Here is a 23,378-nt window from a genome sequence, read left to right as displayed (position 1 = left end):
ACATCCCCCCTTCATGGCCGCTCGATTCTCCGATGACGAGGTGGTGCAGGCGACGGGCGCGACCCGCCGCGGGGAGCCCGTGGAAGCGGGCTTCCCCGCCGTCTGCACCGACACGCGGTCGCTCACCCCCGGGTGCCTCTTCGTGGCGCTGCAGGGCGAGCGCTTCGACGCCCACGACTTCGTGGACGGCGCCCAACGTCAGGGCGCGGCGGGGGCGGTGGTGAAGCGGGGGAGGGCGCTGCCGGCCCTGCCCCCGGGCTTCGCCCTCTACGAGGTGGACGACACCCTGGCCGCGCTGGGCGGCCTGGGCGCGCTGCACCGCCGCCGCTTCCAGATTCCGGTGGCGGCGGTGGGGGGCTCCAACGGGAAGACGACCACCAAGGAGATGGTGGGCGCCATCCTGGCCACCCGGGGCCCGGCGCTGAAGACGGAGGGCAACTTCAACAACGAGGTGGGCGTCCCGCTCACGCTCTTCCGGCTGGAGCCGTCCCACGTGGCGGCCGTCATCGAAGTGGGGATGAACCAGCCGGGCGAAATCGAGCGGCTCACGCGCAAGGTGCAGCCGGACGCCGGTGTCATCACCGTGGTCCAGCCGGAGCACCTGGAGGGCCTGGGCAGCCTGGAGGGCGTGGCGGAGGCGGAAGGGGAGATGTTCCGCGAGCTCCTGCCCCAGGCCACCGCGGTCATCAACGTCGACGACGCGCTCATCGTGCGCCAGGCCGCGCGCAGCGGCGCGAAGCAGCTGACGTTCGGCCGGGCGGAGGGGGCGGACGTGCGCCTCACCGCCGTCCACACGCTGGGCCGCGACGGCATGGTGGCCACCGTGCGCTACCAGGGGAAGGACTGGCCGGTGCGCCTGCACTTCGTGGGGCCGCACAACGCGCAGAACGCGACGGCGGCGTTCGCGACGGCGCTGGCCCTGGGCTACTCCCCGGAGGAGTGCGTGAAGGGGCTGGAGTCCGCGCGGCCGTACGCGCGAAGGCTCAACATCGTGGACGGCAGGAACGGCGTCACGGTGGTGGACGACTGCTACAACGCCAACCCGGCCTCCATGGAGGCCGCGCTCGTCACGCTGGGCACGCTGGTGCCGGAGGGCGGACGGGCGGTGGCGGTGCTGGGCGACATGCTGGAGCTGGGCGCGGGCGAGGCGCAGGAGCACGCCCGGCTGGGGGAGCTCGTCGCGCGGCACGCGAAGCTGGTCGCGTTCTTCGGCCCCCGGTCCGCGGGCGGCCACGGGAGCGCGGACATGGGAGATTCCGCCGCCCACTTCACCGAGGTGGAGCCATTGGTGGCGTGGTTGACGCCCCGGCTTCTGCCCGGTGACGTGGTGCTGGTGAAGGCCAGTCGCGGCATGCGACTGGAGCGCGTGGTGGCGGCCCTGACGGGCGCGGCCCCCCCCGGAGGGAGTCACTAGTGCTGTACCTTCTGTACGAGCTCATCCAGAACACCGAGGCCGGGCGCGTCCTCAACTTCCTGCGCTACCCGACCTTCCGCATCGTCGCCGCGGGCGTCTTCGCCCTGCTCCTGGGGATGGTCATCGGCCCGCGCCTCATCGCGCGGCTGCGCCTGAAGCAGCACGGGCAGAGCAACGTGCGCGAGGACACCCCGGACAGCCACCAGAAGAAGAAGGGCACGCCCACCATGGGTGGCGCGCTCATCCTCATCTGCATCGCGGCGGGCACGCTGCTGTTCGCGGACCTGAAGTCGCGCGGCGTCTGGGTGATGATCCTCCTCACCTTCGGCTACGGCTTCATCGGCTTCCTGGATGACTGGCTGAAGCTGTCCAAGCGCAACTCCAAGGGCCTGGCCGGGCGCAAGAAGATGGCGCTGCAGACGCTCTTCTTCCTCATCGCCATCTTCGGCCTGATGTGCACGTGGACGAAGGCGGACGGCTCGTTCGGGCCCACGCTGCTCATCGACACGCGGCTCACGCTGCCCTTCGTGCCGTCGCACTGGTTCAACCCGGACCTGGGCTGGTTCTACGTGGTGTTCGCGTGGATCGTCATCGTGGGCACGTCCAACGCGGTGAACCTCACGGACGGCCTGGACGGCCTGGCCATCGTGCCCACCATCGTGTCGGCGGTGACCTTCTGCGTGCTCTGCTACGTGGCGGGCACCACGCTGCACATCGCGGACTCGGAGACGGTGAACGGCGTCGCCAAGCTCACGGCCACGCCGCTGTACCGCTACCTGGGCATCCTCCAGGTGCCGGGCGGCGCGGAGCTGGCCGTCTTCTGCGCGAGCATCGTGGGCGCGGGCATCTCCTTCCTCTGGTTCAACACCTACCCGGCGTCCGTGTTCATGGGCGACATCGGCTCCCTGGCCCTGGGCGGCGCGCTGGGCGGGCTGGCGGTGTTCTCCAAGAACGAGGTGGTGTCCGCCATCATCCACGGCATCTTCTTCGCGGAGGCGCTCTCCGTGATGATCCAGGTGGCGTCCTTCAAGATGACGGGCAAGCGCGTCTTCAAGATGGCGCCCGTGCACCATCACTTCGAGCTCAAGGGATTGGCCGAGCCGAAGATCATCGTGCGTTTCTGGATTGTCGCCATCCTCTGTGGTGGCGTGGCCCTGCTGTCCCTGAAACTGCGCTAGTCGCATTGCCCCCATCGAGGTCGGCCCGCCCCCATGAATCCCTCGCTGTCCGGTCGGAAGGTCGCGGTGTTCGGGCTGGCCAAGAGCGGCGTCGCGGCGCTCCGGCTGCTCGTCCAGCACGGCGCGAAGGTGACGGCGCTGGACGCGCGCTCCGAGGATGCGCTCGGTGACGTCGCGAAGGAGCTGCACGCCAGGGGGGTGACGCTCGTCACCGGCGCCACGCCCCCCGGGCTGCTCACCCGCCAGGACCTGGTGGTGGTGAGCCCGGGCGTGCCGCTGTCCCTGCCGGAATTGGAGGCCGCGCGCACGTCCGGCGTCCCGGTGTGGGGCGAGGTCGAGCTCGCGGGCCGCTTCCTGGAGGGCCTCCGCTTCCTGGGCATCACCGGCACCAACGGCAAGAGCACCACCACGGCGCTCACCGGCGAGCTGTACGCGAAGGCGGGCCTGCGCACCTTCGTGGGCGGCAACCTGGGGCGCCCGCTGGCCGAGGCCGCCCTGTCGCCCGGGGACTGGGACGCGCTGGTGGTGGAGCTGTCCAGCTTCCAGTTGGAAGGCATCCACCAGCTCAAGCCCACGGGCGCGGCCATCCTCAACCTCACGCCGGACCACCTGGACCGCTACGCCAACCACGCCGAGTACGGCGCGGCCAAGGCGCGCATCTTCATGAACCAGCAGGGTGGCAGCGACTTCGCCGTGGTGAACGCGGACGACGCGGCGGTGATGGGGCTGGCCACCTCCGCTCGCGTGCCCGTCTACGGCTTCAGCGTCACGGGCCGCCCGGTGGTGGACGCGCCGAAGCTGGCGGGGCTGGCCATCGCGAAGCCCGGCGGCTTCGAACTGGAGTTCGCGGGCGAGTCCTACACGCTCACCAACCGCTCGCTCCGGGGCGCGCACAACGCGCAGAACGCGATGGCGGCGGCGCTGCTGGCCCGGCTGGGCGGCGTGGCGACGGACGCGGTGCAGGCGGGCCTGGACAGCTACCCGGGCCTGGCGCACCGTCTGGAGAGCGTGCGCGTGCTGGACGGCGTGGAGTGGGTGAACGACTCCAAGGCCACCAACGTGGACTCCGTGCTGGTGGCGCTCAAGGCGTTCGCCGGCGACGTGTGGCTCATCGCGGGCGGCAAGGGCAAGGGCGCGCCGTACGCGCCCATGGTGGAGGCGGGGCGGGGCAAGGTGAAGGGCGTGCTCACCATTGGCCAGGACGCGGACGTGCTGGCGCGGGCGTACGCGAACGACGCTCCGGTGCACGCGTGCGGCACGCTGGACGCGGCGGTGAGGAAGGCCCGCGAGGTCGCGAGGGCGGGGGACACGGTGCTCCTGTCCCCGGCGTGCGCGTCGTACGATCAGTTCAAGAACTTCGAGGACCGGGGCGACACGTTCAAGCGCCTCGTCGGGGCGCTCCGACCGTGATGAAGACCTCTCCTCCGGCCGCCCCCGTGCGGTTCGATCCGATCCTCCTGTGCGCGGTGCTGGCGCTGGTGGCGCTGGGCCTGGTGATGACGTACTCGGCCAGCGCCGTGCTCGCGCAGGACAAGCTGGGCGACAGCCTCTACTTCCTCAAGCGCCAGCTGTCCGCCGCGGGCCTGGGCCTCGTGGCCATGGCGGTGGCCATGAAGCTGGGGTGGCGCAAGCTGGCGCGCATGGCGTACCCGCTGCTGCTCATCGCCATCGTGCTGCTCATCGCGGTGGCCATCCCGGGCATCGGCACCACGGCGGGCGGCGCGCGGCGGTGGATCCGCCTGCCGGGCTTCAGCCTCCAGCCGGCGGAGATCGCCAAGTTCGCGTGGCTCGTGTACCTGTCCTATTCGCTGGCGAAGAAGCGGGAGAAGGTGGCCACGTTCTCCATCGGCTTCCTGCCGCACCTGGCCCTGTGCGGCATCCTGGTGCTGCTGTGCATGCTCCAGCCGGACTTCGGCAGCAGCGTGCTGCTGGTGTTCATGCTCTTCGTGCTGCTGTTCGCGGCGGGCACGAAGCTGTCGTACCTGGTGGGCTCGGTGCTGCTCGCGCTGCCGCTGGCCTTCGTCGCCGTCGCGACCAGCCCCTACCGCATGAAGCGCATCCTCGCGTTCCTGGACCCATGGGCCCACCGGCACGACGTGGGCTACCAGGTGGCGGAGTCGCTGATGTCCATCGGCTCGGGCGGCATCACCGGCCTGGGGCTGGGCGACGGCCGGCAGAAGCTGTTCTTCCTGCCGGAGGCGCACACGGACTTCATCTTCTCCATCCTCGGCGAGGAGCTGGGGCTCATCGGTGTGGGGCTGCTGGTGGTGCTGTACGCCGTCGTCCTGTGGCGCGGCGTCCGCGCGGCCCTGGCGGCGGGGGAGACCTTCGGCACGTACCTGGGCCTGGGCATCAGCTCCATCATCGCGTTCCAGGCCACGGTGAACATGTGCGTGGCCATGGGGCTGCTCCCCACGAAGGGCCTGACGCTGCCGTTCGTGTCCTACGGCGGCACGTCGCTGGTGGTGCTGATGGGGTCGGCGGGCGTGCTGTTGTCGTTGAGCGCCAACACCCAGGGCGCGTCGCGGCCGGTGCGCACGGGCACGACGGACCTGCGGGAGGTGACGGCGTGAAGGTGCTCATCGCGGGCGGCGGCACCGGCGGCCATCTGTTCCCGGGCATCGCGCTGGCGGAGGAGGTCGTCACGCGCCATCCGGCCAACGAAGTGGTCTTCGTGGGCACGGAGAAGGGCCTGGAGGCGCGCGTGGTGCCCAAGGAGGGCTACCCGCTGGAACTGGTGAAGGTGCAGGGGCTCAAGGGCAAGGGCCTCCTCGGCCTCATCAAGGGGCTCATCGCGCTGCCGCTGGCGTTCCTCGCGTCGCTCCGCATCCTGTCGCGTCAGAAGCCGGACGTGGTGGTGGGCGTGGGCGGCTACGCGAGCGGCCCGGTGGTGCTGGCCGCGTGGCTGATGGGCATCCCCACCGCCATCCAGGAGCAGAACGCGCTGCCCGGGCTCACCAACAAGGTGCTGGGCCGCATCGTGAAGGTCGTCTTCACCTCCTTCGAGGAGGCGCGCAAGCACTTCCCCGAAGCCAAGGTGCAGATGATTGGCAACCCCATCCGCAAGAAGCTGATGGACAACTACCTGCGCAGCAGCGCGGCGCACGAGAAGTTCTCCGTCCTCATCTTCGGCGGCAGCCTGGGCGCGCGCGGCCTCAACAACCGCGTGCTGGAGGCGCTGGACTCCCTGGCCGACGTGAAGGACCAGATCTCCATCGTCCACCAGACGGGGAAGCTGGACCTGGAGAACGTGAAGAAGGGCTACGCGGACAGGGGCTTCGCGGACGTGGCGCAGGTGGTGGAGTTCATCGACGACATGTCCTCCGCCTACGCGAAGGCGGACCTGGTCATCTGCCGCGCGGGCGCCACGTCGCTGGCGGAGCTGACGGTGTGCAAGAAGCCCAGCATCCTGGTGCCCTTCCCGCACGCCACGGACAACCACCAGGAGGTCAACGCCCGCGCGCTGGTGGACGTGGGCGCGGCCATCATGTTCCGCGAGTCGGAGCTCACCGGGCTGAAGCTGGCGGAGACGCTGCGCGGCCTGATGACGGACCCGGCGACGCTCAAGCAGATGGCGAAGAAGGCGGGCATCCTGGGCCGCCCCGCCGCGGCGAAGGAGCTGGCGGACGTGTGCGTGGACCTCACCACCCAGGCCTGGGGCCCGGGCGGCCGCGACCGAGGGCAGAAGGACGTGAAGAAGGCACCGGGGAGCAAGGCATGAGCAGCAAGAACGTCAGCAACAAGCCCGGCAGCCTCTTCAAGACGCGCCACGCGGCGCACGTGCACTTCGTGGGCGTGGGCGGCATCGGCATGAGCGGCATCGCGGAGGTGCTGCTCAACCTGGGCTACCGCGTGTCGGGCTCGGACCTGCGCGAGAGCGACATCACCCGCCGCCTGGCGAAGCTGGGCGCCACCCTCTACGAGGGCCACCGCGCGTCCAACCTGGTGCACGCGGACGTGGTGGTCATCTCCTCCGCGGTGCGCAAGGACAACCCGGAGGTCCTGGCGGCGCGCCAGCGCAAGATTCCCGTCATCCCGCGCGCGGAGATGCTCGCGGAGTTGATGCGCCTGAAGTACGCGGTCGCCGTCGCCGGCAGCCACGGCAAGACGACCACCACGTCCATGGTGGCCACGGTGCTGTCCGCGGCGGGCCTGGACCCGACGGCGGTGGTGGGGGGCAAGGTGAACGTGCTCGACTCCAACGCCAAGCTGGGCAAGAGCGAGCTGATGGTGGTGGAGGCGGACGAGTCCGACGGCAGCTTCCTCAAGCTGCACCCGTCCATCGCCGTCGTCACCAACATCGACCCGGAGCACATGGACCACTACGGCGACCTGGAGACGCTCCAGTCCGCCTTCGTGGAGTTCTGCAACCGCGTCCCGTTCTACGGCCTCAACGTGCTGTGCCTGGACAACCCCAACGTCCAGGCGCTGCTGCCGCGCATCGAGAAGCGCTTCGTCACCTACGGCAGCTCGCACATGGCGGACTACCGGCTGGAGGGCATCGCGCTGGACGGCTTCACCACCACCTTCCGCGCCTTCCGCCGCGACGAGGACCTGGGCGAGTTCCGGGTGCGCATGGTGGGCGCGCACAACGCCTTCAACGCGCTGGCGGTGGTGGCCATCGCGGAGGAGATGGACATCCCGCTGGAGACGGTGCGCGGCGCGCTGGCCGAGTTCGGCGGCGTGCAGCGCCGCTTCACCGTGCGCGGCGAGGCGGGCGGCGTCACCGTGGTGGACGACTACGGGCACCACCCCACGGAGGTGATGGCCACGCTGTCCGGCGCGCGCCGCGCGTTCGGCCGCCGGGTGGTGGCCGCCTTCCAGCCGCACCGCTACACGCGCACGCACGACCTGATGAAGGAGTTCGCCACCGCGTTCAACGACGCGGACGTGCTCCTGGTCACCAGCGTCTACGCGGCGGGTGAGGAGCCCATTCCGGGCGCCACCGGCGACGCGCTGGCGGAGGCCATCCGCGCGCACGGCCACCGCGACGTGACGTTCGTGGAGAAGCGCGCGGACGTGGCCAGGGCGCTCCTGGAGCGCGTGCGCGAGGGCGACCTGGTGCTGACGCTCGGCGCGGGCGACATCACCCAGGTGGGCCCGGACCTGCTGAACCTGATGGGCGCGGCGAAGGGCGGATAGGGCATGGAGGCGGGGCAGGTGACACCGCTCGCGGCGCGCGTGGCGCGGCTGCCGGGCCTGGACGTGAAGCCGGGCGAGCCCCTGGCGCCCCTCATCAGCGTGCGCGTGGGCGGTCCGGCGGAGGCCCTGGTGCGGCCTCGCTCGCCGGATGCGCTGGTGGACCTCTTGCGCCTGGCCCGCGACGAGGGCGTGCCCGTGACGGTGCTGGGCGGCGGGGCCAACACGCTGGTGGGCGACGGCGGCGTGCCGGGGCTCACCGTGAAGCTCCCCTCGGATTTGTTCCCGGAGGCGCTGGACGTGGGCCCGGACGACGGCCGGGTGACGCTGGGCGCGGGCGCGGCCATTGCCCGGCTCATCAACGTGATGCGCGCGCAGGGCCTGGTGGGCGCGGAGTTCCTCGCGGGCATCCCCGGCACCCTGGGCGGCGCCGTCACCATGAACGCGGGCACCAAGAACGGCGAGTGCTTCCGCGTGCTGGAGGCCGTGGAGGTCGCCACCGCGGACGGAGTGGGGTGGCTGACGAAAGCGCAGGTGCCGCACACCTACCGTCACGCCACGCTGCCCGCGGGAGGTATCGTCACGCGCGTGCGCTTCCACCTCCCCAAGGGCGACCTCGTGGCCAGCAAGACGGCCATGGACGCGGACCTGGGCTACCGGAAGCGCACGCAGCCCTTGAGTCAGCCCAACTTCGGCAGCGTGTTCACCAACCCGCCGGGCGACCACGCCGGGCGGCTCATTGAACTCGTGGGCCTGAAGGGGCACACCCTGGGGCGCGCGCAGGTGTCCACCCTGCACGCGAACTGGATCGTCAACCTGGGCGGCGCGGCCGCTCGCGACGTGCGGGGCCTCATCACCCTGATGCAAGAGCGGGTGAGGGAAGCCACCGGCGTCGTCATGCACCCCGAAGTCAAATCCGTCGGAGTCTTCCTGCCATGACCATCGGTCCCCGAGGCTTCACCCCCGCTGAGTTGAAGGCCAAGCGCGTCGGCGTGCTGTACGGCGGCCTCTCCAGCGAGCGCGAGGTGTCCCTGCGCACGGGCGCCGCGGTGGCGGGGGCCCTCAAGGGGCTGGGCTACGACGTGGTGGAGATCGACGTGGGCAAGGACCTGCCCGCGCGCCTCATCGCGGAGAAGGTGGACGTGGCGTGGCTCGCGCTGCACGGCCGCTTCGGCGAGGACGGCTGCGTCCAGGGCCTCCTGGAGGCCATGTTCATCCCCTACACCGGCAGCGGCGTGATGGCGTCCGCCGTGGGCATGGACAAGGTGTACGCGAAGGAGATCTTCATCGCGCGCGGCATCCCCACGCCGCCCTACCGCGCCTTCTCCACGGCGGAGGCCGCGCTCGCGGAGGCGGACCGGCTGCCGTTCCCCTTCCCGGTGGTGGTGAAGCCCAGCCGCGAGGGCAGCAGCGTGGGCGTGCACATCTGCAAGACGCGCGAGGACTACACCGCCGCCGTCGAGGACGCCGCGAAGTTCGCGGGCACGCTCCTGGTGGAGCAGTTCATCAAGGGCCGTGAAGTGCAGGGCGGCGTGCTGGACAACGAGGCCCTGGGCGTCATCGAGGTGAAGGCCGCCCGCGAGTTCTACGACTACGACGCCAAGTACAAGGCCGGCAGCGGTACCCAGTATCTCTTCCCCGCGCCGCTGCCCCCGGACCTGTACGCGCGCGTGAACGAGGTCTCCCTCGCCGCGCACAAGGCGCTGGGGTGCTCCGGCGGCTCGCGCTCGGACGTCATCGTCACGGAGCGTGGCGACGTGTTCCTGCTGGAAATCAACACGCTGCCCGGAATGACGGCCTCCAGCCTCCTGCCCAAAATCGCGGCGGGGCGAGGCATCGACTTCCCGGCCCTCTGTGAGCGGCTGCTCCAGGGCGCCTCGCTCAAGGCCTGAGCCGCTGCGCGTCCTTTCCTGGAGTTCCGGCCCCTTATGAGGCCGGCGTGTCCCTTCGTGCCGCTACAGCGACGTGCCTGTAGCCAAAAACTGGCGAGGTTCGAAGTCCGCCCGCAGCATGCGCCTCCCGACCCCCATGGCTTTTGGAAAATCCAAGAATCGCCGCCGCATGGATGCCGCACCGCGCAACGACGCGGTGAAGGGCGCGGTCCGTTCGCACGGGCCGTCGGTGGTGAAGGCGCTGGGGCTGGCGGCGGCGACGGCGGGGCTCATCTGGGGTGCCATCGAGCTGCGCGCCTGGGCGGTGGTGACGCCGCGCTTCGCGCTGGAGTCGGTGAACTTCAGCGGCCTGGAGCGGGCGTCGCGGCCGGAGCTCTTGAAGCTGTCCGGGCTCACGCCGGGGCAGAACCTGTGGACGCTGGACACGGCGGCGCTGGCCCGGGCCATGGGGCAGCACCCCTGGGTGCGCACGGTGGAGGTGACGCGGCGGTTTCCGCGCGGCGTGTCCGTGGAGGTGACGGAGCACGCGCCCGCGGCACTGGCGGTGCTGGGTGACCTCTACGTGCTGGACGAGGAGGGCGAGCCCTTCAAGCGCGTCACCCCGGGTGACGGGCTGGACCTGCCGCTCGTCACGGGCGTGGAGCGCGATGCGTACGTGGCGGACCCGGACGCGGTGCGTTCGAAGTTCCGCGAGGCTTTGGATGTAACCCGTGCTTATGCGCGGTTGTCGCCGGGGCGATCCGACCGGCTGTCCGAGGTGCGCCTGGAGAACACCGGGCTTGCGCTGGTGACGGCGACGGGGCAGGAGGTGCGCCTCGGTGCTGGCGATACGGAAGTCAAGCTCCAGCGGCTGGCGCGCGTTCGACGCGAGCTCAGCACAAGGGGGCTTGCGGCCGCGATCATTCGCCTGGATAACCGTGCCCGACCGGGTTGGGTGGCGGTGAGGCTTTCGAGTGGGTCCGACTCCGAGAGGAGCGGGGGCTCGACGCAGTGAGGATGCTTCCTTCACGAAAGTGAGGGAGCCTGGGAGGAGTCATGGCGAAGCAGAAGTCGGGGGAGATCATCGTCGGCCTCGACATCGGCACGACGAAGATCTGCGCCATCGTCGGCGAGCTGACCGATAGCGGTATCGACATCATCGGTATCGGTACGCATCCGTCGAAGGGATTGCGCAAGGGCGTCGTGGTCAACATCGAGGCCACGGTGTCGTCCATCCGGCGCGCCGTGGAGGAAGCCGAGCTGATGGCCGGGGCGGAGATCTCCCACGTGTACACGGGGATCGCCGGCGGCCACATCAAGGGCTTCAACTCCCAGGGCATCGTCGCGGTGAAGGACAAGGAGGTCCGCGACGCGGACATCGCGCGCGTCATCGACGCGGCGAAGGCGGTGGCCATCCCGCTGGACCGGGAGGTCATCCACGTCCTGCCGCAGGAGTTCATCATCGACGACCAGGGCGGCATCAAGGAGCCCCTGGGCATGGCCGGTGTGCGCCTGGAGGCCAAGGTGCACATCGTCACGGGCGCCGTCTCCAGCGCGCAGAACATCGTGAAGTGCGCCAACCGCACGGGCCTGAACGTCTCCGACATCGTGCTCCAGCCGCTGGCCTCCGCGGAGGCGGTGCTGAGCGAGGACGAGAAGGAGCTGGGCGTGTGCCTCGTCGACATCGGCGGCGGCACCACGGACATCGCCATCTTCTCCGGCGGCTCCATCGTCCACACGGCGGTGATTGCGCTGGGCGGCAACAACCTGACGAGCGACATCGCCATCGGCCTGCGCACCCCCGCGCACGAGGCCGAGCGCATCAAGCAGAAGTACGGCTGCGCGCTCGCGTCCATGATCAACAAGGACGAGACGATCGAGGTCCCCAGCGTGGGCGGCCGTCAGCCGCGCGTCCTGGGCCGGCAGATCCTCTCGGAGATCCTCGAGCCGCGCGTGGAGGAGATCTTCCAGCTGGTGCACCGGGAGATCCAGAAGTGCGGCTACGAGGACCTGCTCGCGTCCGGCATCGTCATCACCGGCGGCTCCACGCTGCTGGCGGGCATGCCGGAGCTGGCGGAAGAGGTGCTGGGCCTGCCGGTGCGCCGGGGCATGCCGCGCGGCATTGGCGGCCTGGTGGACGTGGTCAAGAGCCCCATGTACGCCACGGGTGTGGGCCTGGTCGTCTACGGGGCCAAGCACATGGACCGCCGCATGTTCCGCATCCGCGAGGACGGCAACGTCTACAAGAAGGTCAAGGGCCGGATGCGCGAGTGGCTGGAGGAGATCTTCTAGTCAGGCTCCTGGAGTTTTGACGCGCTGAGCCAAGGGGCCCCTTCGGGGGCCCTTTCGCGTTTCTGGGGGGGGGCTGTGTCCGGGCGCAGGATTGGCGCGTCAGGGGGGACGCTGACGCGTCAATCTGGGACGCGGAACCTCTTCCAGAATCCAGAATCCGGCTCCGGCTTCCGGACGGCCGCCGTAAGCACGGGCAGCCGGCCGTGCAACTTCCAGGATTTGGACGAATTGGAATTTCGACAGAGGATGGCTTCCCGCTTGCTACGGGAGCCCACGGCTCCCGGAACGGACTCCGCCGTTCCTGGTGAGCCTCCGAACCTATGACTCCACACAAGACTTCGCGGTTGCTGACGCCCCTTGCGGGACTCCGCCGCTCGGCCGCGGGCCTGTTGGCCCTGCTGTGTGCCGTGCTGTTGGCGCCACCCGCCTACGCTGAACCGGACACGTTGGGTCTGGGCAATGGCCACAACGGTGCGCTGACGGTCAACGCGGCCAACACGGTCATCAACACGTACACGCGACTGACCGCGACCGCGCCCGTCGGCCAGACGTTCGTGAACGTCACGGACACCACCGGCTTCGCCGTGGGCGACCTGGTGATGATCTACCAGTCCACAGGCTATTCCGGGGCGTTCAATTCCGGTGATGCGGGCCCGTTTGACTTCACGTCGAACGCGGTGGGCAACTGGCAGTTCGTGCGCGTGACGGCGCTGACGGCAACGCGCCTGACCTTCACGGGCGCACCGCTCACGGCGGCGTTCACGGGCGGCACGAGCGCGACGGCCATCCGGACTTCGGCGCAGGCCATCCGCGTGCCGGAGTACACGACCGTGACCATCAACGCGGGCGCGAGCATCGTCGCCCGGCCGTGGTCCAGCGCCGATATCAACGACAACCTGGGCGGCGTCGTCGTCTTCCTTGCCACGGGGACGGTGACGAACAACGGCACCATCTCGGCCACGGGCGCGGGTTTCCGCGGCGCGGAGTACTTCAACGGTGATGGTGACAACTGCCCCGCCACCGCCCTCGATCGAGCGAATCCCGAAGGCGCCATGAAGGGCGAGGGGCCCGTGCCCGCGCGCTACAAGCCGCCCACGGTGTTCTCGCAGGTCGCGACCCTGTCGGGCCGGGGCAACATCCTCAATGCTGGTGGTGGTGGTGTGTGCCACAACTCCGGTGGTGGTGGCGGTGGTAACGGCGGCGCGGGTGGTATTGGCGGTCGGACGTGGACTGGTGACAACGGTGGGGCTTCGGCTTCGCGCGCGGTGGGTGGCCTCCCCGGTGGCAAGATGCTGTTCAGCCCGGCGACCCGCGCCCTGTTCGGCGGCGGTGGTGGCTCGGGTCACGGCAATGACGACGTCGGTGGCGGCGGCGGCAACGCGGGCGGCATCGTCTTCGTGCGCGGCGCTGCGCTCTCGGGAACAGGCAGCATCACGGCGGACGGCGTCGCGGGCGGGAACTCCCAGAATGACGCGGCGGGTGGCGGTGGCGCGGGCGGTACCATCTCCCTGCGGTTCACGGGCGCTCTGGCATGCACCGGTACCGGCGCGCTGTCCGCGAAGGGCGGCAACGGCGGCAACAGCACCTTCGTGGAGTCTCCGCACGGTACGGGGGGTGGCGGTGGTGGCGGGAACATCCACATGCAGGCCGCCTCCTACTCCTGCCCCGCGTCGGTCGCGGGAGGCACTGCGGGCACCCAGCCCACGGCGACTGCTCTGGATGGTGTGACCTACGGCTCTGCGCCGGGCAACCCGGGTGTCATCACCATGGGCCCGGCTCCCACCGTGCTGACTCCGGCCAATGGTTCGTCCACGTCGAACCCCACGCCCCCCATCACGGGCACGACGCCGAGCCCGAATCAGACGGTCCGCATCTACATCGACGGCCAGCCCCAGCCCACGACCGTGATGTCCGACGCGTCGGGCAACTTCACCTTCACGCCGGCGACGCCCCTGAGCGTTGCCGCGCACACGGTCTACGCGGTCACGGTGACCGCGGGCGTCGAGAGCGCCCCGAGCAACACCAACACCTTCACCATCACCGCCGCGACGACGCCGACGGTGGCCATCACCACGCCGGCCAACGGCGCCACGGTGACCAACCCCGTCAACGTGACGGTGTCGGGCACGGCGGGCAACGCCACCAGCGTCACGCTCACCGTCAACGGGACGAACTACGGTCCCATCACGGTGACCGGCGGCAACTGGAGCCAGGTGCTCACCCCGAGCCCCCTGCCCAACGGCACCTACAACGTGTCCGCGGTGTCCACGAATGGCACGACCAACAGCACGACCGCGACCTCCACCTTCACGGTGGCGGCGCCGACGGTGGCCATCACCACGCCGGCCAACGGCTCGACGCTGACGAGCTCCACCAACGTGGTCATCAGTGGCACGGCCGCGAACGCGACGTCGGTCACGTTCACGCTGAACGGGACGAGCTACGGTCCCGTCACGGTGACGGGCGGTAACTGGACGTTCACGGTGCCTGGCCCGCTGGCCAACGGCTCGTACACCGTGAATGCGGTGTCCACGAACGGCACCACCAACAGCACGACCGCGACCTCCACGTTCACCGTGGCGGTGCCTGCGCCGACGGTGGCCATCACCACGCCGGCCAATGGCTCGACGACGGCCAATCCCAATGTGACGGTGACGGGCACGGCCGCCAACGCGACCAGCGTCACGGTCACCTTCCAGGGCACGAACTACGGCCCCATCACGGTGACTGGCGGCAACTGGAGCCAGGCGCTCCCGGGGCCGTTGGCCAACGGCACGTACTCGGTGGCGGCCGTGTCCACGAACGGCACGACCAACAGCACCACGGCCTCGTCCACCTTCACGGTGAACGTGCCGGCGCCGACGGTGGCCATCAGCACTCCGGCCAATGGCTCCATGACGAACAACCCGAACGTGACGGTGACGGGCACGTCCGCCAACGCGACCACGGTGACCGTGACGTTCCAGGGCACGAACTACGGCCCCATCACGGTGACGGGCGGCACCTGGAGCCAGGTGCTGCCCGGGCCGCTGCCGGACGGGACGTACACGGTGACCGCCGTGTCCACGAACGCCTCTGGCACGAACAGCTCGCCCGCAACCACCACCTTCACGGTGGACCGGACGCCTCCGACGGTGGCCATCAGCACGCCGGTCGACGGCGCCGTCCTCAACACCCCCAACGTGACGGTGACGGGCACGTCCGTGGGCGCCTCGTTCGTGACGCTCACCTTCGATGGCGCCAGCTACGGCCCCATCAGCGTGGACGCCTCCGGCCACTGGAGCTTCCCGCTGCCCGGCCCCCTGCCCGAGGGCTCGTACACCGTGTCCGCGACAGCCACGGACGCGGCGGGCAACACCAGCACGCCCGCGACCTCCACCTTCACCGTGGACCTGACCGCTCCGACCGTCGCCATCAGCTCCCCGGCCAACGGCTCCACCATCGGCACCAACACGGTGACGGTGACGGGGACGTCCCAGGGCGCGACCTCCGTGACGCTGACCTACGGCGGCACGGACTACGGCCCCATCAGCGTGGATGCCTCCGGTAACTGGAGCTTCCAACTGCCCGTGACCCTCCCCGAGGGCCCCAACACCGTGACCGCGGTGTCCAAGGACGCGGCGGGCAACACCAGCACGCCCGCGACCTCCACCTTCACCGTGGACCTGACGGTCCCCACGGTCGCCATCAGCACGCCGGCCAACGGCACCTCGGTGAACACCGGCACGGTGACGGTCACCGGCATGACGACGAACGCGACCTCCGTGACGCTCACCTTCGATGGTGCCAGCTACGGCCCCATCAGCGTGGACGGCTCCGGCAACTGGAGCTACGCGCTGCCCGGCCCCCTGGCCGAGGGCACGTACACCGTGACCGCGGTGTCTGTGAACGGCGCGGGCACCACCAGCGCGACCGCGACCTCCACCTTCACGGTGGACCTGACCCCGCCGACCGTCGCCATCAGCACCCCGGTGGACGGCTCGACGACCAACTCCCCCAACGTGACGGTGACGGGGACGTCCACGGGCGCGACGTCCGTGACGCTGACCTACAACGGCACGAACTACGGCCCCATCCCCGTGGATGGCGCGGGCAACTGGAGCTACGCGCTGCCCGTGACGCTGCCGGAAGGCCCCGTGACCGTGACCGCCACGGCCACGGACGCCGCGGGCAACACCAGCACTCCGGATGACACCACCTTCACGGTGGACCTGACGGCGCCGGAAGTGGAGATCACCGCGCCGGCGGACGGCACGACGGTGGCCTCCGGCACGGTGACCGTCACCGGTACCTCCGTGGGCGCCACCTCCGTGACGATCACCTTCGAGGGCACCGACTACGGCCCCATCGCGGTGGACGCCTCCGGCAACTGGAGCCAGGCGCTCCCGGGCCCGCTGTCGGACGGCACGTACACCGTGACCGCGGTGGCCACGGACGCGGCGGGCAACACCAGCACGCCTGACTCCGTCACCTTCACGGTGGACCAGACCGCGCCGACGGTGGCCATCACCACGCCGGCCAACGGCTCCACCGTGGGCGCCAACGTCACGGTCACCGGTACGACCGCCGGCGGCGCGACGAGCGTGACCGTGTCCTTCCAGGGTACGAACTACGGCCCCATCCCCGTGGATGCCTCCGGCAACTGGAGCCAGGCGCTGCCCGGCCCGCTGGCCAACGGCACGTACACGGTGACGGCGGTGGCGGTGGACGCGGCGGGCAACACCAGCACGACCGCCAGCTCCACCTTCACGGTGAACACGGCCGCCCCGACGGTGGCCATCACCACGCCGGCCAACGGCTCCACCCTCACGAACCCCACCGTGACGGTGACGGGCACGTCCGCCAACGCGACCACGGTGACGGTGACGTTCCAGGGCACGAACTACGGCCCCATCGCGGTGGACGCCTCCGGCAATTGGAGCCAGGCGCTGCCCGGCCCGCTGGCGGACGGCACGTACACCGTGACGGCGGTGTCCACGAACGGCGCGGGCACCCACAGCGCGACCGCGACCACCACCTTCACCGTCACCCAGGCGGGTGCGGTGGACTCGGACAACGACGGCCTGACGGACGCCGAGGAGATCGCCCTGGGCACCGACCCGAACAACCCGGACTCCGACGGCGACGGCATCCCCGACGGCATCGAGGTCAAGGTCGGCCACACCAACCCGCTGGATGACGACTCGGATGACGACGGCATCCTCGACGGCAACGAGGACAAGAACCACAACGGCATCGTCGACGCCGACGAGACGGATCCGAACAACGCGGACACCGACGGCGACGGCCTGACGGACGGCCTGGAGCTGGGCCTCACCGAGCCCCAGGGCTCCGACACCGACCCGTCCAAGTTCGTGGCGGACAAGGACCCGTCCACGAAGACCAACCCGCTGGATGACGACTCGGATGACGACGGCCTCACCGACGGCAACGAGGACGCCAACCACGACGGCAAGGTGGACGCGACGGAGACGGACCCGAACAACGCGGACACCGACGGCGACGGCCTGACGGACGGCCTGGAGCTGGGCCTCACCCAGCCGCAGGGCAGCGACACCGACATGTCGAAGTTCGTCCCGGATCAGGACCCCAACACCAAGACGAACCCGCTCGACAAGGACACCGACCACGGTGGCGTGTTCGACGGCGTCGAGGACCGCAACCACAACGGCCGCGTGGACGTGCAGGAGTCCGACCCGAACAACCCGGCGGACGACAAGGACGCGGACGGCGACGGCATCGATAACGCCACGGAGCTGGAGTACGGGACGGATCCGTTCGACAACGACACCGACGACGACGGCGTGCCGGACGGCATCGACGGGCTGACCGACACGGACGGCGACGGCATCATCGACGCGCTCGATCCGGACAGCGACAACGACGGCATCCTCGACGGCACGGAGATGGGCGTCACCGCGGAGACCGCCCCCACGGGCACCGACAGGTCGTCCCCCAACTTCAAGCCGGACGCGGATCCGACGACGAAGACGGACCCGAAGAACCCGGACACCGACGGCGACAGCCTGAAGGACGGTGAAGAGGACGCCAACCACGACGGCCGCCGTGACGCCACGGAGACGGACCCGAACATGAAGGACACCGACCTGGGCGGCATCGACGACGGCACGGAGGTGAAGGGCGGCACCAACCCGCTCGACGCCAACGATGACTACCTGGTGGTGGGCCACGGCTGCAGCACGGGCGGCTCCGGTTCGCTGGCGCCCTTCGCGCTGATGCTGCTGGCGCTGCCCCTGGTGGGCCGCCGCTTCCGCCGCGCCGGGGAACTCCTGGCGCGCGCGGGTGGGGCGGTCGCCGTGTTCGCCACCGCGCTGGTCGCGGGCATGGGCACGAACGCCCACGCGCAGGCCACCGCGGTGTCGCAGGCCATCGACGTGCAGCAGTACAAGCCGGGCCCGGGCGTCGCGGATGTGCTCGCGGTGCACGGCGCGAAGGTGCAGCGGCACCTGGGGTGGAACGTGGGGCTGTCGGTCAACTACGCCGACAAGCCGCTCAACTTCTTCGACCCCCGCAAGGACACGTACGTCACCTCCCTGGTGAAGAGCCAGGTGGGCTTCGACCTGATGGGCGCCGTCGGCCTCTTCGACCGGTTCGAGGTCGGCCTCGTGGTGCCCATCACCCTCCAGGGCTCGGAGAACTCGCCGGCCGTGGACTCCTCCTTCGCCAACGGGGTGAGCGGGGGCGGTATCGGCGACCTGCGCATCATCCCGAAGGCGCGGCTGCTGGACGGGGATGACTATGGCCTGTCCCTGGTGGTGCCCGTGTCGCTGCCCACCGGCGGCGCCTCGGACTTCCTCGGCGGGTCCGGCGTGTCCGTCAACCCGCGCGTGGTGGCGGAGTACGGCAGGCGCTTCCGCGTGCTCGCCAACCTGGGCGTGGACATCCGCAAGGCGCAGCAGCTGCGCAACCTGAACGTCGGCAGCGCGCTGGCGTACGGGGTGGCCGCGGAGGCTCCGCTGGGGGACATGCCGCTGGCCGTGCAGGCCTCGCTGGTGGGCGCGCTGGGCTTCAAGCAGCAGGACGCGGAGGAGCGTCCCCTGGAACTGCTCGCGGCCCTGAAGTACCGCGCGCTCAGTGGCCTGTCCGCGCAGGTGGGCGCGGGCCCGGGCCTCACCCACGGCTACGGCACGCCGACCTTCCGCGTGCTCGCGTCCGTGGCCTACAGCACCCCGGAGCGCGCCCCGGCGCCTCCGAAGCCCGTGTGCCCGGAAGGCCCCGAGGACTTCGACGGCTTCCAGGACGAGGACGGCTGCGCCGACCCCGACAACGACGGCGACGGCATCCTGGACACGGCGGACAAGTGCCCCAACGAGCCGGAGACGTTCAACGGCTTCGAGGATGAGGACGGCTGCCCGGACACGAAGCCCGCGCCGCCGCCGCCCGCACCGGTGGACTCGGACGGCGACGGCATCATGGACCCGGACGACAAGTGCCCCAACGCGCCCGAGGACAAGGACGGCTTCCAGGACGAGGACGGCTGCCCGGATCCGGACAACGACAAGGACGGCATCCCCGACGTCGCGGACAAGTGCCCCAACGAGCCGGAGACCATCAACGGCGTGGATGACGAGGACGGCTGCCCGGACAAGGGCAAGGTCAAGGTGCTCGTCGAGGGCGAGCGCATCCTCATCCTGGAGAAGGTCTACTTCGCCACGAACAAGGACGTCATCCTGCCGCGCTCGTTCCCCATCCTGAAGCAGGTGGCCGCCGTGCTGCGCGCCAACCCGCAGGTGGAGCTGCTGCGCATCGAGGGCCACACGGACAGCCAGGGCAACGACGCCGCCAACCTGGACCTGTCCAAGCGCCGCGCCGCCAGCGTGAAGGCGTTCCTCATCAAGGAGGGCATCGCGGGCGAGCGCCTGGAGTCCGAGGGCTTCGGTGAGACGAAGCCCGTGGACACCAACAAGACGGCCGCCGGTCGTGAAAACAACCGCCGCGTGGAGTTCAACATCACGCGGATGGGCAAGGTGGAAGTGGAGAAGCCCGCCCCGTAGCGCTTCACTCCCGGAATGAAACACGAAAGGCCCGGTTCCCTCCGAGGGAGCCGGGCCTTTTCGTCATCCGCCCCGTCCTGTCACGTCACGCGGGAGCGGAAGGCTGGCACGACTGGCCACGGCGAGTCGCCGGACGCGAGTCAAGAGGGTGTTTACATCCGCGAGATGTCCGCATGGCAGCTGATGCCATTCGCGTAAGTGGGCGTCAGGACTCGGGCGCGCAGCAGGGCGCTACAGGCTGGTAGCGGAATACTTGCCAAAGCGCCCGACTTCCTGATGATTGTCGAGGGTGGGTGTTTCCGCGGACGGCGCCGCGGTGCTTCCGCCACGAGGACGACATGGACCAGTTCGAGCAGAACAAGCAGGCCGCGAAGATTCGTGTCGTGGGCGCGGGCGGGGCGGGCTGCAACGCGGTCAATACGATGATTCTGTCGAAGCTGGACCGCGTCGACTTCATCGCCGCCAACACCGATGTCCAGGCGCTCGCCGCGAGCAAGGCGCCCACCCGGCTGCAGCTGGGCCAGGCGCTCACCAAGGGCCTGGGCGCCGGCGCCAACCCGGAGATGGGCCGCGAGGCCGCCCTGGAGTCGCGCGATCAGATCGCCGCCGTGCTGGAAGGCGCGGACATGGTCTTCGTCACCGCGGGCATGGGCGGTGGCACCGGCACGGGCGCCGCGCCCATCATCGCGGACATCGCCAAGAGCCTGGGCTGCCTCACGGTGGGCGTCGTCACCAAGCCCTTCCTCTTCGAAGGCAACAAGCGCCGCAAGCAGGCCGAGCAGGGCATCGTGGAGCTCAAGGCCGCGGTGGATACGCTCATCACCATCCCCAACCAGCGCCTGCTGTCGCTCTCCAATGAGCCCATGCCGCTGCTGGAGACCTTCAAGCGCGCCGATGAAGTCCTGCTCAACGCCGTGCAGGGCATCAGCGACCTCATCCAGTACCACGGCTACATCAACGTGGACTTCGCGGATGTGAAGACCATCATGAGCGACAAGGGCCTGGCGCTCATGGGCACGGGCCACGCCTGCGGCGACCGCCGCGCCATCACCGCCATGCAGCAGGCCATCTCCAGCCCGCTGCTGGAGGACGTCTCCATCGACGGCGCCACGGGCCTGCTCATCAACATCACCGGCGGCCGCGACATGACCCTGCAGGAGGTCAACGAGGCGCTGACGCTGGTGCACGACGCGGCGGACGGTGAGGCGGAGATCATCTTCGGGTCGCTCATCGACGAGCAGATCCAGGACGAGGTGAAGATCACCATCATCGCCACCGGCTTCGTGCACCGGGACGCGCCCAAGGCGCGCCCCATCGCGCAGGTGGTGCCGGTGTCCATGGTGGGCCGTCCTCCGGCGGCGCCGCCGCCGTCCGTGCTGTCCTCGCCGCGCGAGGAGGTGGCCAGCCTGGTGCCCGCGAAGAGCACGCCCCGTCCGACGTTGTCCACGGTGGAGGCGCCCAAGGCTGGCATGCAGAGCGCGCGCACGTCGGTGGTGAAGGACGCGGCGCTGCCCCTGGACGAGGATCAGTTCGACATCCCCACGTTCCTGCGCCGCCAGGGCCAGACGGAGCTGCCGTAGCGCGCTGCGGGGACGCTAGCCGCGGGGGAGGCGGGCGACGCTCGCCGTACCCCTGCCGGTGAGGCGATCGCATTTGGTGAACAGTCCGTCCACCTCGTCGTAGAGCGAGTCGATCCGCTCCGACGCGCTGGGGGCCGGGAGCAGTCCGTCACCGGACAGCTCCTCCAGGCGGGTGCCGGCGCGCTGCAACAGCTGCAGGGCCTTGAGCAGCGAGCGGCCCTGCTTCGTGCCGTCGGGCGTGAAGAGGGTGCCGCCCTCGTAGAGCGTCACCAGGTTGGCGCGGGTGTCCTGCTGCCGCTGGTGGAGCCGGTTCCGGTACAAGTCCAGACGGCGGGCGCGACGGGCACCATGCAGGTCCACGACGCTGTGCGTTCCTGTCGAGGGAGGATTCACGTCGGGCAAGGTACGCCAGGGCCTCGCAAGGCCGCAAATTTACGGGACTGTACGGACATGTTGCGCACCCGCCCGGACGCTTGTCAGTCAAGGGGGTGGGGGTTAGGTTGGCCGCCCTTCGCAACGCCAGGGTGCCTGCCATGTTCCAGAAGCTGCTCATCGCCAACCGGGGTGAAATCGCGCGTCGCATCGGGGCGGTGGCCCGGGGCATGGGCGTGAAGACGGTGGCGGTGTACTCGGACGCGGACGCGAACCTGCCCTTCGTGAAGGAGGCGGACGAGGCCGTGCGCATCGGCCCCGCGCCCGCGAAGGACAGCTACCTGAGCATCCCCGCCATCCTGGAGGCGGCGAAGAAGACGGGCGCGCAGGCGGTGCACCCGGGCTACGGCTTCCTGTCGGAGAACGGCGAGTTCGCCCAGGCGTGCGCGGACGCGGGGCTCACCTTCGTGGGCCCGCCGCCCGCGGCCATGACGCGGATGAAGGACAAGAGCCAGGCGCGCAAGCTGGTGTCCGCCGCGGGCGTGCCGGTGGTGCCGGGCAGCGACGGCGTGCTGCCGGACGTGCAGAGCGCCCTGGAGGCCGCGGAGCGCATCGGCTACCCGGTGCTGTGCAAGGCCGCCAGCGGCGGCGGCGGCATCGGCATGGCGGCGGCGAGCAACCCCGCGGAGCTGGAGAAGGTGTACCGCCAGTGCACGGACCGGGCGAAGGCCGCCTTCGGCCGCGAGGGCGTGTACCTGGAGCGCTACTTCCCGGCGCCCCGCCACATCGAGGTCCAGATCCTGGGCGACACCCACGGCCACCTCATCCACGGCCTGGAGCGCGAGTGCTCCATCCAGCGCCGGCACCAGAAGGTGGTGGAGGAGGCCCCGTCGGTGCTGTTCGCCAACGGACGCAACGCAGGCCTGGCGGACACGCTCTTCACGGCGGCCGTCAAGGCGGCCAAGGCGTTCGGCTACGCCAACGCGGGCACGGTGGAGTTCCTGTACTCGGACGGGCAGGTGTACTTCATCGAGATGAACGCCCGGCTCCAGGTGGAGCACCCGGTGACGGAGCTGACCACGGGCCTGGACCTCATCGGCTGGCAGCTGAGAATCGCCGCGGGCGAGAAGCTGACGGTGAAGCAGGAGGACGTGAAGCGCAAGGGCGCGGCGCTGGAGTTCCGCATCTACGCGGAGGACCCGGTGAAGTACTTCCCGTCCCCCGGCCCGCTGAAGGTCTTCCAGCCGCCCACCGGCGAGGGCGTGCGCCTGGACTCCGGCTACGCGGAAGGGGACGTGGTGACGCCGAACTACGACCCGATGATCGCCAAGCTCATCATCAGCGGCGCCACGCGCGACGAGGCCATTGCCCGCGCGGTGAAGGCGCTGGAGTCCTTCCGCATCGAAGGCATCAAGACGAACATCCCGCTCCACCTGCGCATCCTGAAGGACCCCGCCTTCAGCGCCGGTGAGCTGGACACGCACTTCCTGGATCATCACGCGAAGCCTTAAAGGGGC

The 23,378-nt window shown here is 70.0% G+C and carries 14 protein-coding genes; 13 read left to right on the top strand and 1 reads right to left on the bottom strand.

Translation table 11 applies throughout. From position 1 onward, the window contains the following. The first annotated feature begins 13 nt into the window (after window positions 1–13). From murF to ftsZ, 12 genes are all read left to right on the top strand, one after another. Window positions 14–1,414: a UDP-N-acetylmuramoyl-tripeptide--D-alanyl-D-alanine ligase gene (gene murF / locus KYK13_RS29575; RefSeq protein ID WP_223636409.1), complete on the top strand. Its 1,401-nt coding sequence runs from the start codon at window positions 14–16 to the stop codon at window positions 1,412–1,414. Next, window positions 1,414–2,592 (top strand): phospho-N-acetylmuramoyl-pentapeptide-transferase, encoded by a 1,179-nt coding sequence (mraY, locus tag KYK13_RS29570; RefSeq protein ID WP_223636407.1) that lies wholly within the window; start codon window positions 1,414–1,416, stop codon window positions 2,590–2,592. Before murF ends, mraY begins: the two co-directional genes overlap by 1 nt. 33 nt (window positions 2,593–2,625) lie before the next feature. Then, window positions 2,626–4,002, top strand: a complete 1,377-nt coding sequence (murD, locus tag KYK13_RS29565) for a UDP-N-acetylmuramoyl-L-alanine--D-glutamate ligase (protein ID WP_223636405.1) — start codon at window positions 2,626–2,628, stop codon at window positions 4,000–4,002. After that, window positions 4,002–5,165, top strand: a complete 1,164-nt coding sequence (ftsW, locus tag KYK13_RS29560) for a putative lipid II flippase FtsW (protein WP_223636402.1) — start codon at window positions 4,002–4,004, stop codon at window positions 5,163–5,165. The genes murD and ftsW overlap by 1 nt, the downstream gene beginning before the upstream one ends. Beyond that, window positions 5,162–6,313, top strand: coding sequence for an undecaprenyldiphospho-muramoylpentapeptide beta-N-acetylglucosaminyltransferase (murG, locus tag KYK13_RS29555; protein WP_223636399.1), 1,152 nt, complete (start codon window positions 5,162–5,164; stop codon window positions 6,311–6,313). The genes ftsW and murG overlap by 4 nt, the downstream gene beginning before the upstream one ends. Beyond that, the gene (gene murC / locus KYK13_RS29550) at window positions 6,310–7,734 is read left to right on the top strand and encodes a UDP-N-acetylmuramate--L-alanine ligase (protein WP_223636396.1); all 1,425 of its coding nucleotides are present in this window, start codon (window positions 6,310–6,312) and stop codon (window positions 7,732–7,734) included. The genes murG and murC overlap by 4 nt, the downstream gene beginning before the upstream one ends. Window positions 7,735–7,737: 3 nt before the next feature. Next, a complete protein-coding gene (gene murB / locus KYK13_RS29545) occupies window positions 7,738–8,670 on the top strand; it encodes a UDP-N-acetylmuramate dehydrogenase (RefSeq protein ID WP_223636393.1) in 933 nt (310 codons plus the stop codon). Beyond that, window positions 8,667–9,623 (top strand): D-alanine--D-alanine ligase, encoded by a 957-nt coding sequence (locus KYK13_RS29540; RefSeq protein WP_223636391.1) that lies wholly within the window; start codon window positions 8,667–8,669, stop codon window positions 9,621–9,623. The genes murB and KYK13_RS29540 overlap by 4 nt, the downstream gene beginning before the upstream one ends. Window positions 9,624–9,759: 136 nt before the next feature. Next, window positions 9,760–10,617 carry a cell division protein FtsQ/DivIB gene (locus KYK13_RS29535; RefSeq protein ID WP_223646823.1) on the top strand — a complete coding sequence of 286 codons (858 nt, stop codon included), beginning with the start codon at window positions 9,760–9,762 and terminating at the stop codon, window positions 10,615–10,617. Between the two features lie 41 nt (window positions 10,618–10,658). Further along, window positions 10,659–11,894, top strand: coding sequence for a cell division protein FtsA (gene ftsA, locus KYK13_RS29530; protein ID WP_014398878.1), 1,236 nt, complete (start codon window positions 10,659–10,661; stop codon window positions 11,892–11,894). A gap of 344 nt (window positions 11,895–12,238) precedes the next feature. Then, window positions 12,239–19,909 (top strand): Ig-like domain-containing protein, encoded by a 7,671-nt coding sequence (locus KYK13_RS29525; protein ID WP_223636389.1) that lies wholly within the window; start codon window positions 12,239–12,241, stop codon window positions 19,907–19,909. A gap of 338 nt (window positions 19,910–20,247) precedes the next feature. Continuing rightward, window positions 20,248–21,489 carry a cell division protein FtsZ gene (gene ftsZ, locus KYK13_RS29520; RefSeq protein WP_223636388.1) on the top strand — a complete coding sequence of 414 codons (1,242 nt, stop codon included), beginning with the start codon at window positions 20,248–20,250 and terminating at the stop codon, window positions 21,487–21,489. Window positions 21,490–21,504: 15 nt separating this feature from the next. Here the strand turns inward: ftsZ and KYK13_RS29515 are convergent, their stop codons facing one another. Next, window positions 21,505–21,849: a hypothetical protein gene (locus tag KYK13_RS29515; RefSeq protein WP_223636385.1), complete on the bottom strand. Its 345-nt coding sequence runs from the start codon at window positions 21,847–21,849 to the stop codon at window positions 21,505–21,507. Between the two features lie 173 nt (window positions 21,850–22,022). Here KYK13_RS29515 and KYK13_RS29510 point away from each other — a divergent pair, with 173 nt between their 5' ends. Then, window positions 22,023–23,372 carry an acetyl/propionyl/methylcrotonyl-CoA carboxylase subunit alpha gene (locus KYK13_RS29510; protein ID WP_223636383.1) on the top strand — a complete coding sequence of 450 codons (1,350 nt, stop codon included), beginning with the start codon at window positions 22,023–22,025 and terminating at the stop codon, window positions 23,370–23,372. The last annotated feature ends 6 nt before the right edge of the window (window positions 23,373–23,378 follow it).

This window comes from Corallococcus sp. EGB (assembly GCF_019968905.1).
Taxonomy (GTDB): domain Bacteria; phylum Myxococcota; class Myxococcia; order Myxococcales; family Myxococcaceae; genus Corallococcus.
The sequence above is the reverse complement of the archived record's forward strand: the minus strand, read 5'-3'. Positions and strand labels throughout refer to the sequence as shown.